This window comes from Pseudomonas entomophila (assembly GCF_029193575.1).
Taxonomy (GTDB): Bacteria; Pseudomonadota; Gammaproteobacteria; order Pseudomonadales; family Pseudomonadaceae; genus Aquipseudomonas; species Aquipseudomonas entomophila_G.
On record NZ_JARGCS010000008.1, the window covers coordinates 176212 to 190164 of the forward strand.

10 protein-coding genes and 1 pseudogene are annotated in these 13953 nt (G+C 65.9%); 5 read left to right on the forward strand and 6 right to left on the reverse strand.

Translation table 11 applies throughout. From position 1 onward, the window contains the following. Positions 1 to 34 precede the first annotated feature (34 nt). Positions 35 to 790, reverse strand: coding sequence for a methyl-accepting chemotaxis protein (locus P0Y43_RS26985; RefSeq protein ID WP_430540214.1), 756 nt, complete (start codon positions 788 to 790; stop codon positions 35 to 37). Positions 791 to 892: 102 nt separating this feature from the next. Then, positions 893 to 2179 (reverse strand): annotated as a pseudogene (locus tag P0Y43_RS26990) (HAMP domain-containing protein); the annotation flags it as partial. Between the two features lie 380 nt (positions 2180 to 2559). Between P0Y43_RS26990 and P0Y43_RS02430 the strand changes: the two are divergent. Then, complete coding sequence (locus P0Y43_RS02430) at positions 2560 to 3876, forward strand: Na+/H+ antiporter family protein (protein WP_275635703.1); 1317 nt, start codon at positions 2560 to 2562, stop codon at positions 3874 to 3876. A gap of 14 nt (positions 3877 to 3890) precedes the next feature. Here the strand turns inward: P0Y43_RS02430 and P0Y43_RS02435 are convergent, their stop codons facing one another. Beyond that, positions 3891 to 4898, reverse strand: coding sequence for a FecR family protein (locus P0Y43_RS02435; RefSeq protein ID WP_275635704.1), 1008 nt, complete (start codon positions 4896 to 4898; stop codon positions 3891 to 3893). Between the two features lie 236 nt (positions 4899 to 5134). Here P0Y43_RS02435 and P0Y43_RS02440 point away from each other — a divergent pair, with 236 nt between their 5' ends. The 4 genes from P0Y43_RS02440 (at position 5135) to P0Y43_RS02455 (ending at position 9222) form a co-directional block, all read left to right on the forward strand. Continuing rightward, positions 5135 to 5614: a MarR family winged helix-turn-helix transcriptional regulator gene (locus P0Y43_RS02440; protein WP_275635705.1), complete on the forward strand. Its 480-nt coding sequence runs from the start codon at positions 5135 to 5137 to the stop codon at positions 5612 to 5614. Between the two features lie 23 nt (positions 5615 to 5637). Next, positions 5638 to 6834, forward strand: coding sequence for an efflux RND transporter periplasmic adaptor subunit (locus tag P0Y43_RS02445; protein WP_275635706.1), 1197 nt, complete (start codon positions 5638 to 5640; stop codon positions 6832 to 6834). Next, positions 6831 to 8366 carry a DHA2 family efflux MFS transporter permease subunit gene (locus tag P0Y43_RS02450; protein ID WP_275635707.1) on the forward strand — a complete coding sequence of 512 codons (1536 nt, stop codon included), beginning with the start codon at positions 6831 to 6833 and terminating at the stop codon, positions 8364 to 8366. The genes P0Y43_RS02445 and P0Y43_RS02450 overlap by 4 nt, the downstream gene beginning before the upstream one ends. Positions 8367 to 8475: 109 nt before the next feature. After that, complete coding sequence (locus tag P0Y43_RS02455) at positions 8476 to 9222, forward strand: SDR family oxidoreductase (RefSeq protein WP_275635708.1); 747 nt, start codon at positions 8476 to 8478, stop codon at positions 9220 to 9222. A gap of 44 nt (positions 9223 to 9266) precedes the next feature. On the opposite strand, the gene P0Y43_RS02460 is transcribed toward P0Y43_RS02455, so the two are convergent. The 3 genes from P0Y43_RS02460 to ccoG all read right to left on the reverse strand — a co-directional run bounded on the left by P0Y43_RS02460 (position 9267) and on the right by ccoG (position 13839). Further along, positions 9267 to 10901 carry a PAS domain-containing sensor histidine kinase gene (locus P0Y43_RS02460; RefSeq protein ID WP_275635709.1) on the reverse strand — a complete coding sequence of 545 codons (1635 nt, stop codon included), beginning with the start codon at positions 10899 to 10901 and terminating at the stop codon, positions 9267 to 9269. Between the two features lie 79 nt (positions 10902 to 10980). Further along, complete coding sequence (gene mapR / locus P0Y43_RS02465) at positions 10981 to 12390, reverse strand: GntR family transcriptional regulator MpaR (protein WP_275635710.1); 1410 nt, start codon at positions 12388 to 12390, stop codon at positions 10981 to 10983. Between the two features lie 39 nt (positions 12391 to 12429). Then, positions 12430 to 13839, reverse strand: coding sequence for a cytochrome c oxidase accessory protein CcoG (ccoG, locus tag P0Y43_RS02470; RefSeq protein WP_275635711.1), 1410 nt, complete (start codon positions 13837 to 13839; stop codon positions 12430 to 12432). Positions 13840 to 13953 lie beyond the last annotated feature (114 nt).

Sequence of the window (13953 nt, forward strand, 5' to 3'; positions counted from 1 at the left end):
CGTCCAGCCCCGGCGAGAGGCTGGACGCACGGGCTCAGACGCGGAACTGGTCCATCAAGCCCTGCTGCTGGTTGGCCAGGCTGTTGAGCGACTGGCTGACCCGCGCCGATTCATTGGCCTGGCCGGAGAGCGACTCGGTGACGTCGCGGATGGTGGCGACGTTGTGGTTGATCTCTTCGGCCACGGCGCTTTGTTCCTCGGCGGCGCTGGCGATCTGCAGATTCATGTCGGTGATCACCGTGACCGCCTGGCCGATACGCTGCAGCGCGGTGACCGCCTGGCTGACCTGCTGCACGCCGCCCTGGGCTTGCTGGTGGCTGCTGTCCATGGCCCCGACCACCTCACGGGTGCCGCATTGCAGGGCCTCGATGACCTGGCGGGTTTCTTCCACCGACTCCTGGGTGCGCCGCGCGAGGTTGCGCACCTCGTCGGCGACCACGGCAAAACCGCGGCCTGCCTCGCCGGCCCGGGCGGCCTCGATGGCCGCGTTGAGGGCCAGCAGGTTGGTCTGTTCGGCGATCGAGCGGATCACTTCGAGTACCGAACCGATCTTCTCGCTGTCCTGTGCCAGGCCTTGCACTTGCGTCATGGCGGTGCTCATGTCGGCGGCCAGGGCGTCGATGCGTGTGGTGGTGTGGTCGATCACCGCCAGGCCCTCACGGGTCGCCTGGTCGGCTTCGCGTGCGGCCTGCGCGGCTTGAGCGGCGCTGCGGGCGACGTCCTGGGCGGTCGCGCTCATCTCGTGGGAGGCGGTGGCCACCTGGTCGACCTGGCGGTACTGCTGCTCCATGCCCGCGCTGGTTTCGCTGGCGATGGCCGCCGACTGGTCGGCGGTGCCGCGTGCGGCCTGCACCGAGCGTTTCACCTCGGCAATGGTCGGTTGCAGCTTGTCGAGGAAGCGGTTGAACCAGCCGGCCAGTTCACCCAACTCGTCGCGCTTGTCGTAGTGCAGGCGGCGGGTCAGGTCGCCTTCGCCGCTGGCGATGTCCTTGAGCATGGCGGCCACGCCGAGGATCGGTCGGGTCACGCCGCGGGCCATCAGCCATACCAGCAACAACCCGGCGATCGCCGCAGCCAGGCCCAGCCCCAGTTCGAGCAGGGTGCCGCTGGTGTTGAGGGCGTCCAGCTCCTGCTTGAGCTGCTCGGCCGGGCCGGTCAGGGCGCTTTCCGGCACGTCCAGTAACACGCCCCAGGGCTTGCCGCCGGGGATCGGCTCGAACGCGGTGAGCACTTTCAGTCGCGTGTCGCCATGCACCACCTGCAACTTGCCCTCGGCCAGGCGGCGCACCAGCTCGGCGCCTTGGGAGCGGTCGATTTGGTCGAAGCGCTGGGCGAGCTTGCCGGCATCGGCGCTGTAGCCCGCCAGCAGGCCCACGGGGCTGAGGATGCCCACCGTGGTGCGGCCTTCGTAGAGGCTGCGGCTGGCGTCCTGGCTCAGGGCCTGCAAGCTGTTGAGGTTGATGTCGATCGACAGCGTGGCGATGACCTTGTCGGCGGCCATCAACGGAAACACGATGCTGGTCATCAACACCCGCTTGCCGTCGATATCGTAGAAGTACGGTTCTGTCACGCACACCTTGCGTGTGCTGTGCGGGCAGGCCCACCACGTGTTGGCCGGCTCACCGCTGGGGCCGATTTCGGTGTTGCGCATGTCGTGCTCGGGCAGGGCCATGGCGGTCAACTGGCCGGCGTGTGGCTGCGACCAGTACAGGGCGAAGCGCCCGGTCTCGTTGCTGCCCAACTCGGCCTGGCCGGCGAACAGGCTGTCCTTGCCGTCCAGGGCGCCGGGCTCGAACACCAGCGACAGGCCGAGCAGGCTGGGGTTGGCCTGCAGGGCGGCGCGCACCTGGGCGGTCATGTCCTGGCGCAGGTCGTAGGCATCGAGGAAGCGCTTTTCGGCCTGCTCGCGCAGGAACAATACCTGGCGGGCGAAGCCTGCGCCGTACTGGTAGGCGTCCATGAACTGGCGGCGGATGCTCAGCGCCTGCACCTCGCCCTGGGACTCGATACGCGCCTGGGCGGCCTCTGTGAGCATGTGCATGCTACTGGCCTTGACCAGGTCGGAGCTGTGGTCCATGCGGTATAGCGAGAGGCCGACGAGCAAGGTGACGATGCTTGCCAGGCACAGGCCGGCCAGCAGGGTGATCTTCCATTGGATGGACAGTTGTCGCGAAGGCATGAGGCAAATCCCTTGTAATTAAAGCCGGGGCTGTCGAGGGTGTCGGCGGGGCTGGGATTTTCTTTATTTAAACGTTCAATTAAATAAGGTGCGATGTGTCAACGGCGGTGTTCCTGCGTGCCTCATCACGGGGCAAGCCCGCTCCGGGAACCGCGCCGTCCTAATCTGAGCGGGCTTGCACCCGCGAGAGGCCGACACGGATAGAACACAGGCCGCCGATACCGCGAATGCGCCGTAGCACCGGCGCTTTTGACATCCGCTCCTCCGTGCTTCAGAGTACGCGCCCTCCATAACAACATCCCCTGGTCCGGCCTCTGCCTACCCGCAGCCTGTCGCCGGAGCGCTCGCTTTCTGTCTGTCGCAACGAGGTATTGCACCCCATGAATGCAGTGATTGCCGCGGTCGGTATCATGCTGGTACTGAGCCTTTCCCGCGTGCACGTGGTCATCGCCCTGATCATCGGCGCCCTGGCCGGTGGCCTGGTGGGTGGCCTGGGTATCGAAGGCACGCTCAAGGCCTTCAATGGCGGTTTAGGGGGGGGCGCCACGGTCGCACTGTCCTATGCGCTGCTCGGCGCCTTCGCCGTGGCCATCGCCAAGTCAGGCCTGGCGCATGCCTTGGCCGACCGCGCCCTGGCGATGATCGACCGCCAGGGCCACGACGGTGGCCAGGTCAAGTGGCTGCTGATCGGCCTGATGCTGGTGGTGGCGGTGTCCTCGCAGAACATCCTGCCGATCCACATCGCCTTCATCCCGTTGCTGGTGCCGCCGCTGTTGTACGTGCTGACCCGGCTGCGCATCGATCGTCGGCTGATCGCTTGCGTGATCACCTTCGGCCTGATCACCCCGTACATGTTTCTGCCGGTGGGTTTCGGCAACATCTTCCTCAACGAGATCCTGTTGGCCAACGTCAGCCGCGCCGGGGTCGACGTCAGCGGCGTCAACGTCACCCACGCCATGGCGATCCCGGCGGCGGGCATGCTCGCGGGGCTGTTGCTGGCGGTGTTGTTCAGTTATCGCAAAAAGCGCGACTACGACCTGGCGCGCATTGAGCAGGTCGAGCAGGTCAGCGTGCAATACAACCCGCTGACCCTGCTGGTGGCCGGCGCGGCCATCGCCGCTGCGTTCATCATCCAGTTGTGGCTGGACTCGATGATCATTGGCGCCATGGTCGGCTTCCTGATCTTCTCGCTGTCGGGGATCGTGCGCTGGAAGGATACCGACGACCTGTTCACCGAAGGCATGAAGATGATGGCCATGATCGGTTTCATCATGATCGCCGCCTCAGGCTTCGCCGAAGTGATGAAGGCCACCGGCGAGGTCAAGACCCTGGTGGAGACTGCCGCGCGGTGGATCGACCACAGCAAGGGCATCGGCGCCTTGCTCATGCTGCTGGTGGGGTTGTTGGTGACCATGGGCATCGGCTCGTCGTTCTCCACGGTGCCGATCCTGGCGGCGATCTTCGTGCCGTTGTGCGTGCAGTTGGGCTTCGACCCCGTGGCTACCGTGTGCATCGTCGGCACGGCGGGGGCGCTGGGGGATGCCGGGTCGCCAGCGTCGGACTCGACCTTGGGGCCGACCTCAGGGTTGAACGTGGACGGCCAGCACCACCATATCTGGGACACCGTGGTGCCGACCTTCCTCCACTACAACCTGCCGCTGCTGGCGTTCGGCTGGCTGGCGGCGATGGTGCTGTAGGGCGGGAAGGGCGTTCAGCCCCGCTCCGGCGAGGGCAGGATGCGGTTGAGGACGGTGCTGCCGTCCTTGCTGCGGGTCAGGTAGATCGGCAGCACCTTGGGCAGGCTGTCCACCAGGCGGCTGACCTCGCGGGTATTGTAGATGCCGCTGATGCGGATGCTGCCGACGCTGCCGTCGGCCAGCAGCAGCGGTTTTTCCAGGTAGCGGTTGATCACTGGCAGCGCCTGGGCCAGGCTCAGGTTGTCCAGCACCAGGCGGCCACTGCGCCAAGCCAGGCTGTTGGCGTAGTCATCGCTTTGTGCCAGTTGTGGTTCGAAGTCGCCCACCCGGTAGCTGGCCTGCATCCCCGGGCCGAGGCGATAGCCGCCGTCATCGCCGTTGCTGGAGACCAGCACCGAGCCCTCCACCAGGGTGACCTTGACCTGGTCCTGATACTTCCACACGTTGAACTGGGTGCCGGTGACCCGCGTCTGGCCGTGGCCGGCGCGCACGATGAACGGGTGTTCGCTGTCGTGGCTGACCTTGAAGAACGCCTCGCCGTCGAGCAGCGTGACCTGGCGGCGGTCCTTGTAGTTGAGGTAGCGCAACTCGGTGTGCAGGTTGAGCTGGACGTCGCTGCCGTCGCTCAATCGCACCTGGCGCAGTTGGTCGGTGGCTTGCACATGCTGGTAGCTGCTCGGCAACCAGCCTTGTTCCCAACCGACCCAGCCAGCCAGGGGCAGGGCCAGCAGGGTGATCGCCGCGGCCGATGCCAGGGGGCGCCAGTTGCGTTGCCGGCCTGGGCGAATGGCGATGGGCAACGGCTGGACCACGGTGCTTTGCCGCGGTAGCAGGTCGGCGGTTTGCCAGATCTCCACCATGGCCTGGTATTCCTCGGCATGCCGAGGGTCGGCCGCCAGCCACCGTTCGAACGTCGAGCGCTCGGCCGCCGTGCAATCGTCGGCGTGCAGGCGCATGCACCAATGCGCGGCGGCATCGGTGATTGCATCGTCGTCGTGGGGGATGTGGCGGTCGTGGTTCATCGAGGCTCCCGGTTTTGCGCATTCTACCCCCGAGCAGGGGTCGGCGAGAACCGAGATAATGGCGAATGACTATCAGTTGCGGGATTTTTCGTCGTATTTCGAGCCCAGTCGAACCCTGGGGAAGGGGCCAGGAAACCTGCATGCCATCGGCCCCATTTAATAGCTTGCTAATAAAGGCTTTGACATTCACTGCCTAGGCAGTAATATTTTTAAACATTCACCCAGAGCAGTCGTCCATGCCGCATTTCACACCGGAAAACTTCCAAACCTGCGCCATCGGCATGCTGCTCGGGCGCGCCGCGTTGCTCAAGGACCGCATCCTCGACTGGCACCTGGAGGGCGACGGTGTGACCGCCGCGCAGTTCAAGGTGCTGATCATCGTCACGCAGTACCAGGTCGACACCCCGGCCGAGCTGTGCCGCTACCTGGGTCTGGACAGTGGTTCGATGACCCGGATGCTCGACCGCCTCGAGCAGAAGGGCTTGATCCTGCGTAACCGTTGCCCCGACGACCGCCGCCAGGTGCGCTTGGCGCTGACCCAGGACGGTCAGCGCCTGGCCGACCGCCTGCCGGAAATCGGTGCGATGGCGATGAACGAGCTGGTTGGCGTGCTCGCAGCCGATGAGCTCAAGACCCTCGAAGCGCTGTTGGCGAAGGTCCTGCTGGGCGCTGGCGACCCCCTGACGATTGCCCGGTTCGGCGATCGAGAACTCTGACCTCCTGATTCAAGGTACTCCTCATGGCCACTCCCTCGGACGCACCCACCACCGCCGAAGTGCCCGAAGCCAACGGCAAACGAAAAGCCTGGCTGCTGGCCCTGCTGCTCGTTCTGATTCTCGCCGGTGCCGGCGCCTGGGCCTGGTACAGCCTGGTCGGGCGCTGGCACGAAAGCACCGACGATGCCTACGTCAATGGCAACGTGGTGCAGATCACGCCGCTGGTGGCTGGCACCGTCACCAGTATCGGCGCCGACGACGGTGACCTGGTCCACGAGGGCCAGGTGCTGCTGCAGTTCGACCCCAGCGACAGCCAGGTCGCCCTACAGGCCGCGCAGGCCAAGCTGGCGCGCACCGTGCGCGAGGTGCGCGGGTTGTACAGCAACGTCGATGCGCTGAAGGCCTTGGTGCAGACGCGCCAGGCGGAACTGAAAAAGGCCCAGGAAAACTACAACCGGCGCAAGGTGCTGGCGGACAGCGGCGCCATCGCTGCCGAGGAACTGTCCCATTCGCGCGACGACCTGACCGCCGCGCAAAGCGCCCTGGACAACGCCCGCCAGCAACTGGCCACCAGCACCGCGCTGGTCGACGACACCGTGGTGTCCTCGCACCCGAACGTGATGGCCGCCGCCTCCGACCTGCGTCAGGCCTACCTGGACAATGCCCGCACCACCCTGGTGGCGCCCGTGACCGGCTATGTGGCCAAGCGCACCGTGCAACTGGGCCAGCGCCTGCAACCGGGCAGCGCGACCATGGCGGTGATCCCCCTGGACCAGGTGTGGATCGACGCCAACTTCAAGGAAACCCAACTGCGTGAGATGCGCATCGGCCAACCCGTGCACGTCACCGCAGACCTGTACGGCAGCGCGGTCAGCTTCGACGGCACCGTCGACAGCCTCGGTGCCGGTACCGGCAGCGCCTTCGCGCTGCTGCCTGCGCAGAACGCCACCGGTAACTGGATCAAGATCGTCCAGCGTGTGCCTGTGCGCATCCACCTGGACCCGGCCCAGCTCAAGGAGCACCCACTGCGCATCGGCCTGTCCACCGTGGCCGAAGTCGATCTGCACGACCAGAGCGGCCCGGCGCTGGCCCAGCAGCCACCGCAGCAGGCCAGCTACACCACCCAGGTGTATGACCGCCAACTGGCCGAGGCGGACACCCTGATCACCCGCCTGATCCACGACAACAGCGCCAGCAACGGCAAGACGGCGCAGCGATGAGCAACGCCGCGCCCGCGCAGTTCACCCCGCCGAGCCTGCTGCTGACCACCATCGGCCTGTCGCTCGCGACCTTCATGCAGGTGCTCGACACCACCATCGCCAACGTGGCCCTGCCGACCATCTCCGGCAACCTTGGGGTGAGCTACGAGCAAGGCACCTGGGTCATCACCTCGTTCGCCGTGAGCAACGCCATCGCCCTGCCGCTGACCGGCTGGCTGAGCCGGCGTTTCGGCGAAGTGAAGCTGTTCACCTGGGCCACGCTGCTGTTCGTGCTGGCCTCGTTCCTGTGCGGCATCGCCCAGTCGATGCCGGAGCTGGTGGGCTTTCGCGTGTTGCAGGGCGTGGTCGCCGGGCCGTTGTACCCGATGACCCAGACCTTGCTGATCGCCGTCTACCCGCCGGCCAAACGCGGCATGGCGCTGGCGTTGCTGGCGATGGTCACGGTGGTGGCGCCGATCGCCGGGCCGATTCTTGGCGGCTGGATCACCGACAGCTACAGCTGGCCCTGGATCTTCTTCATCAACGTGCCCATCGGCCTGTTCGCCACCGCCGTGGTACGCCAGCAAATGCGCGCGCGGCCGGTGGTCACCAGCCGCCAGCCCATGGACTACGTGGGGTTGATTACCTTGATCGTCGGCGTCGGCGCGTTGCAGGTGGTCCTCGACAAGGGCAATGACCTGGACTGGTTCGAGTCGTCGTTCATCGTCACCGGCAGCCTGATCTCGGTGGTGTTCCTGGCCGTGTTCGTGATCTGGGAGCTGACCGACCGCCACCCGGTGGTCAACCTGCGCCTGTTCGTGCACCGCAATTTTCGCATCGGCACGATGGTACTGGTGGGCGGCTATGCCGGGTTCTTCGGCATCAACCTGATCCTGCCGCAGTGGCTACAGACACAGATGGGCTACACCGCCACCTGGGCGGGGCTGGCGGTGGCGCCGATCGGCCTGCTGCCGGTGATCATGTCGCCCTTCGTCGGCAAGTATGCCCAGCGCTTCGACCTGCGCCTGCTGGCGGGCCTGGCGTTCCTGGCGATCGGCGCCAGCTGCTACATGCGCGCGGGGTTCACCAACGAGGTGGACTTCACCCATGTGGCGTTGGTGCAGCTGTTCATGGGCATTGGCGTGGCGCTGTTCTTCATGCCGACCTTGAGCATCCTGTTGTCTGACCTGCCGCCGCAGCAGATCGCCGATGGCTCGGGCCTGGCCACCTTCCTGCGCACCCTCGGCGGCAGCTTCGCGGCGTCGCTGACCAGCTGGATCTGGATCCGCCGGGCCGACCAGCACCATGCCTACCTGAGCGAGCACCTCAGCCAGTACGACCCGGCCACGCGGCATGCGCTGGAGCAACTGGGTGGGGCGAGCACGCAGAGCTATGCGCAGTTGGAGCAGATCCTCAACAGCCAGGCGTACATGATGTCGACGGTGGACTACTTCACCCTACTGACGTGGGTGTTCGCCGGGTTGATCCTGCTGGTGTGGTTGGCCAAGCCGCCGTTTACCGCGAAGGCGGGGCCGGCGTCGGCGGGGCATTGAGTTCGGGGGTGCCTGTGCCGGCCCTATCGCGGGGCACGTGCCCGTTGCCCCCGTAAGACATTTTCCCCTAATCTCGTAAGCCCGTTCCCCAGGTCAAATGGCAGGTTTCATGGAGAAGGTCATCGTCATCACCGGTGCCAGCCGCGGCATCGGCGCCGCTACTGCGCTGCTCGCCGCCCGCGAGGGCTACCGCATCTGCATCAACTACCACGCCGACGACCAGGCTGCCGAGACCGTGCTGGCCCAGGTGCGCGAGCTCGGCGCCCAGGCTATCGCCGTGCGTGCCGATGCCAGTGTCGAGGACGAGGTGCTGGGGCTGTTCCAGCGGGTCGACCACGAGCTTGGCCCGGTCACCGCGCTGGTCAACAACGCCGGGACTATCGCACCGCAAAGCCGGGTCGAGGAAATGTCCGAGTTCCGTTTGCTGAAGATGATGAAGACCAACGTGGTCGGGCCGATGCTTTGTTCCAAGCACGCGCTGCTGCGCATGGCCCGCCGCCATGGCGGGCAGGGCGGGGCGATCGTCAACGTCTCGTCGGTGGCGGCGCGCCTGGGCTCGCCCAACGAATACGTCGACTACGCCGCCTCCAAGGGCGCGCTGGACACGTTCACCGTGGGCCTGGCCAAGGAAGTGGCGGGCGAGGGGGTGCGGGTCAATGCCGTGCGCCCTGGCTACATCCATACCGGCTTCCACGCCCTGAGCGGGGACGCGCAACGGGTCGCCAAGCTGGAGGCCGGGCTGCCGATGGGCCGGGGCGGACAGGCGCAGGAGGTGGCCGAGGCGATTCTTTGGCTGCTGTCGGACAAGGCGTCCTACACCACGGGCAGTTTTCTCGACCTGGGCGGCGGTCGTTAATCAAGCTTCGCCAGCGCCAAACAACCTCGCATTGGCAGCCCGCGTCAGTCCTGCGCTTCGAGCAAGCTGTCCACCCGTTCGCTGAGGGCGGACAGCTCGAACGGCTTGAGCAGCACTTCGGTACGGGTGGGCAGTTGCCCCTCGGCGACGGCGGCGTTTTCGTCGAAACCGGTGATGAACAGCACCGGCAGCGCGGGCAGCCGTACCCGGAAGCCTTCGGCCAACTGGCGGCCGTCGACGCCGCCCGGCAGGCCGATGTCGCTGACCAACAGGTCCGGGTGCAGCCCTGAGTCCAGGGCGGCGAGGGCACTGGGGCCGTTCTCGAAGGCATGCACTTCATGGCCCATCTCGCCAAGCACCTCATGGACCACCATGCGCATGGTCGGCTGGTCCTCGACCAGCATTACCCGGCATTGCCTGCGCACCTTGCTCTGGGGCGCGATGCTTGGGGGTTCCAGAGGAGGGACGCGTGGCTTGTCGAGATAGCGGGGCAGGTAAATGTGCACCTGCGTGCCGTTGCCGGGCTGCGAGACGATGTGCAACTGCCCGCCGGACTGGCGCACGAAGCCGTAGACCATCGACAGCCCAAGGCCAGTGCCTTGGCCCAGCGGTTTGGTGGTGAAAAACGGGTCGATGGCCCGTCGCGCCACGTCCTGCTCCATGCCCAGGCCATTGTCCATGACGCACAGGTGCAGATACTGGCCGGCAGGCAATTGCAGTTCGTTGGCCATGGCCTCGTCCAGCGCCAGGTTCTCGCAGTCGATGCACAGCACCCCGCCAGCGTGCATGGCATCGCGCGCATTGAGGCACAGGTTGAGCAGGGCGGTTTCCAGTTGCGGCGGGTCGATGCAGGTGAGCCACAGCCCGGGGCGGGTCTGGTCGCGTACTTCGATATGTGGGTCGATGGAACTCTGCAGCAACCCACGCATGCCTTCCACCAGAAGGTGGATATCGACCGGTTGCGGCAGCAAGGTCTGGCGCCGTGAGAACGCCAGTAGCCGCTGTACCAACGAGGCGGCGCGCGATGCGTTTTGGTGGGCGACCTCGAGCAGGTCGCCGGCATCGCTCAGGCGAGAACTGCGCAGGCGGCTTTGCGCCAGTTCCAGCGCACCGAGGATGCCCCCCAGCAGGTTGTTGAAGTCATGCGCGATACCGCCGGTCAATTGCCCGACAGCCTCCATCTTCTGTGATTGGCGCAATGCCAGTTCCACTTCACGCAGCCGCTCATGCTCCAGCATGCGCTCAGTGATGTCGTAGGCGAACAGGTAGGCACCCACTATCTGGCCTTCGCCATCGCGCAGGCTGTTGAAACGCAATTCGTAATGCCGGGTGCCTGGCGCCGTGTCGGTCCTGGAGTTCTTCACCAAGGCCTCGCCGGCCAAGGCCCGGCGCCATAGTGGCAGTAGCTCGTTGCACATCTTTGGCAGGTCACGCAGGCATTGCTCCAGCGTTTCGCCCACCTGGGGCACGAAGCCGTGCACGCGCTGGAAGGTGTCCCGCGCGGTACGGTTCACTGCGCGCAGTGTCAGGTCGCGGTCCATGACGAAGACATTCGCCAGGCTGCTGTCGAGCAGGTCGCCAAACAGCTTGCGGTCGGCTTGCGCCTTGCCCATGCGCTGTTCGAGCTGAGCGTTGCGCAGTAGCAGGTCTTCGTTGTCGAAAGGGTCGTTCGGCACCATGGAACTGGATCCATCCGGTGGCAGGGGTGCAGGAAATATAGTGCCGCCTGCGATGCTCGGCCAGTACCGAAGGCTGGCCTCAGAACGAACGGATGATTCGCCCGAGCGTCTCCATGGCGCCCGTCATGCCATCGCCCCACGGGCTGCCATAGTTCAGGCGGATGCAGTTGCCGAAGCGCCGGGTCGGTGAAAAGATCGGCCCCGGGGCGATGCTGATGCCTTGGGCCAGGGCCATGTGGAACAGCTTCAGCGCGTCCATCTGCTCGGGCAGTTCCAACCACAGGAAATACCCGCCTTCCGGCTGGCTCACACGGGTCTGCGCCGGGAAATGGCGGGCGATGGCCTCGAGCATGTTGGCCTTCTGGCCTTCCAGCGCGTAGCGCAGCTTGCGCAGATGGCGGTCGTAGCCACCGTGTTGCAGGTAGTCGGCGATCGCCGCCTGGGCCGGCATCGAGGCGCACAGCGAGGTCATCAGCTTGAGCCGCTCGATCTTCTGGGCGAAGCGCCCGGCGGCCACCCAGCCGACCCGGTAGCCTGGGGCCAGGCTCTTGGCGAACGAACCGCAGTGCATCACCAGCCCGTCTCGGTCGAACGCCTTGGCCGGCTTGGGCGCCTGTTGCGCGTAGTAGAGTTCGGCATAGACATCGTCCTCGATCAACGGCACCTGGTGGCGATGCAGCAACTCGACCAGCGCCTGCTTCTTGGCCTCGGGCATGCTCGCGCCCACCGGGTTCTGGAAATTGGTCATGCACCACACGGCCTTGACCGGATGTTTCTCCAGGGTCTGCGCCAGCACATCCAGGTCCATGCCCTCGCGTGGCTGCACCGGGATCTCCACGGCCTTGAGCTTGAGGCGCTCGAGTATTTGCAGGCAGGCATAGAAGGCTGGCGCTTCGATGGCCACCAGGTCACCGGGCTCGGTGACGGCCTGCAAGCAGAGGTTCAGGGCCTCCAGCGCGCCGTTGGTGATCAGCAACTCGTCCATCGGCAGCATGAGGCCGCCGACCATGTAGCGCAGGGCGATCTGCCGGCGCAGATGCGGGTTGCCCGGCGACAGGTCGGTGACCACCATGCGTGGGTCCATTGCCCGGCTGGCGCTGGCCAGAGAGCGAGCCAGGCGCTGCTGGGGAAACAGCGTGGGGCAGGGGAAGGCCGAGCCAAACGGCACGGTGTTCGGGTCCTTGATCGAATCGAGGATGGAGAACACCAGGGCGCTGACGTCGACAGCGGTGGACTCGCTCACCGAGGCCTGCGCCTGCGGTTCGCTGAACGGGCGTGGGGCGTGGGTGTTGACGAAGTAGCCTGAGCGTGGGCGCGCGCGGATCAGCCCACGGCGTTCCAGCAGGTAGTAGGCCTGGAACACCGTGGACGGGCTGACCCCGTGGGTCTGGCTGGCGTAGCGCACCGACGGCACGCGCTGGCCGGGGCCGAGCACCCCGGAGCGGATCAGTTCGGCAATGTCGTCGGCGAATCGTTCGTAACGTTTCATCGTGGTGTCTGGCAGGCAAGGTAGGGGCAGTGTAAGGGATCAGCGGTTCAGCGGCGCAACGAAGCGGCTGCGCGCGAGGCTGTGGATCGCCGGCTCGTCGCTGTCGCGCACCTCGAAGGTCAGTTCCACCGAGCTGCTGGCGGGGCGCTCGGCGAGCATTGCCACCGACACCGGCAGCTCGCTGATCTCGCCGGCGGCAATGTCGAAGGTGGTCTTGCCGTGCAGCGCGAAGCCGTCGGCGTCCAGCAGGCGCAGTTGGTAGCGCCGGGGCTGGCCGGTCTTGTTGATGACCTTGAGCAGGTAGATGTTCTCGACCTGGCCTTGCGCATTCTCGCGGAACAGGCCGCGGTCCTTGATCACGTCCAGCGACACCATCGGGCGCAATTGCAGGGCGGTGAACAGCGCGCCGATCATCACCAGCAGGGCCGCGACGTAGCCCAGCAGGCGTGGACGCAGCCAGTGCGTGGCAGCGCCTTGCAAGGTGCGTTCGGACGTGTAGCCGATCAGGCCACGCGGGTAATTCATCTTGTCCATCACCCCGTCGCACGCATCGATGCACGCGGCGCAACCGATGCAGGCCATTTGCAGGCCATCGCGGATGTCGATGCCGGTGGGGCACACCTGCACGCACAGGGTGCAGTCGATGCAGTCGCCCAGGCCCTGGGCCTGCGGGTCGCTGCCTTTCTTGCGCGGGCCGCGCGACTCGCCACGGCGTGGGTCGTAGGCAACGGCGAGCGTGTCCTGGTCGAACATCACGCTCTGGAAGCGCGCATAGGGGCACATGTGCATGCACACCGCCTCGCGCAGCCAGCCGGCGTTGAGGTAGGTGGCGGCGGTGAAGAACAGCACCCAGAACAGCGCCACGCCGCCCAGTTGCAGGCTGAGCAATTCGCCGGCCAGCGGGCGGATCGGCGTGAAATAGCCGACGAAGGTAAGCCCGGTGAGCCCGCCGATGGTCAGCCACAGGCCGTGCTTGAGCGTGCGTCGGGCGAGCTTGTTCAGCGACCAGGGAGCCGCGGCCAGCCTGATGCGTTGGTTGCGCTCGCCTTCGCTGACTTTCTCGCACCACATGAACAGCCAGGTCCACACGCTCTGCGGGCAGCTATAGCCGCACCACACACGGCCGGCGAACACGGTGATGGCGAACAGGCCGAAGGCGCAGATGATCAGCAGTGCCGAGAGCAGGATGAAGTCCTGCGGCCAGAAAGTCGCGCCGAAGATATGGAACTTGCTGTTGGCCAAGTCCCAGAGCACGGCCTGGCGGCCATCCCAGCTCAGCCAGACGGTGCCGAAGAACAGCACGAACAACACGCCGGCGAAGCCGATCCGCAGGTTGCGGTAGAGGCCGGTGAAACTGCGGGTGTGGATGCGCCCATCGTGGGGGCGCCGGGCGTGCTGGGCCGCAGGTGCGCCGATCTCGACGATTCGAAAAGGGATTCTCTCGCTCATGGGGGCTCGTTCATCAGGCCTGGATCAGGCCCGGGCACTATGGCCCCCACGCTGTTTGCAGCACAGGCTCAGGTAGCGCTATAAAAACCGTATCAGATGACCTTGGGAAACGCT

Bases quoted from the DNA above. Each gene is read 5' to 3' on its own strand.
- P0Y43_RS02455 (WP_275635708.1), top strand. From the start codon at position 8,476: ATGGAGAAGGTCATCGTCATCACCGGTGCCAGCCGCGGCATCGGCGCC.
- P0Y43_RS02460 (WP_275635709.1), bottom strand. From the start codon at position 10,901: ATGGTGCCGAACGACCCTTTCGACAACGAAGACCTGCTACTGCGCAAC.
- ccoG (WP_275635711.1), bottom strand. From the start codon at position 13,839: ATGAGCGAGAGAATCCCTTTTCGAATCGTCGAGATCGGCGCACCTGCG.
- P0Y43_RS02445 (WP_275635706.1), top strand. From the start codon at position 5,638: ATGGCCACTCCCTCGGACGCACCCACCACCGCCGAAGTGCCCGAAGCC.
- P0Y43_RS02450 (WP_275635707.1), top strand. From the start codon at position 6,831: ATGAGCAACGCCGCGCCCGCGCAGTTCACCCCGCCGAGCCTGCTGCTG.
- P0Y43_RS02430 (WP_275635703.1), top strand. From the start codon at position 2,560: ATGAATGCAGTGATTGCCGCGGTCGGTATCATGCTGGTACTGAGCCTT.
- P0Y43_RS26985 (WP_430540214.1), bottom strand. From the start codon at position 790: ATGGAGCAGCAGTACCGCCAGGTCGACCAGGTGGCCACCGCCTCCCAC.
- mapR (WP_275635710.1), bottom strand. From the start codon at position 12,390: ATGAAACGTTACGAACGATTCGCCGACGACATTGCCGAACTGATCCGC.
- P0Y43_RS02435 (WP_275635704.1), bottom strand. From the start codon at position 4,898: ATGAACCACGACCGCCACATCCCCCACGACGACGATGCAATCACCGAT.
- P0Y43_RS02440 (WP_275635705.1), top strand. From the start codon at position 5,135: ATGCCGCATTTCACACCGGAAAACTTCCAAACCTGCGCCATCGGCATG.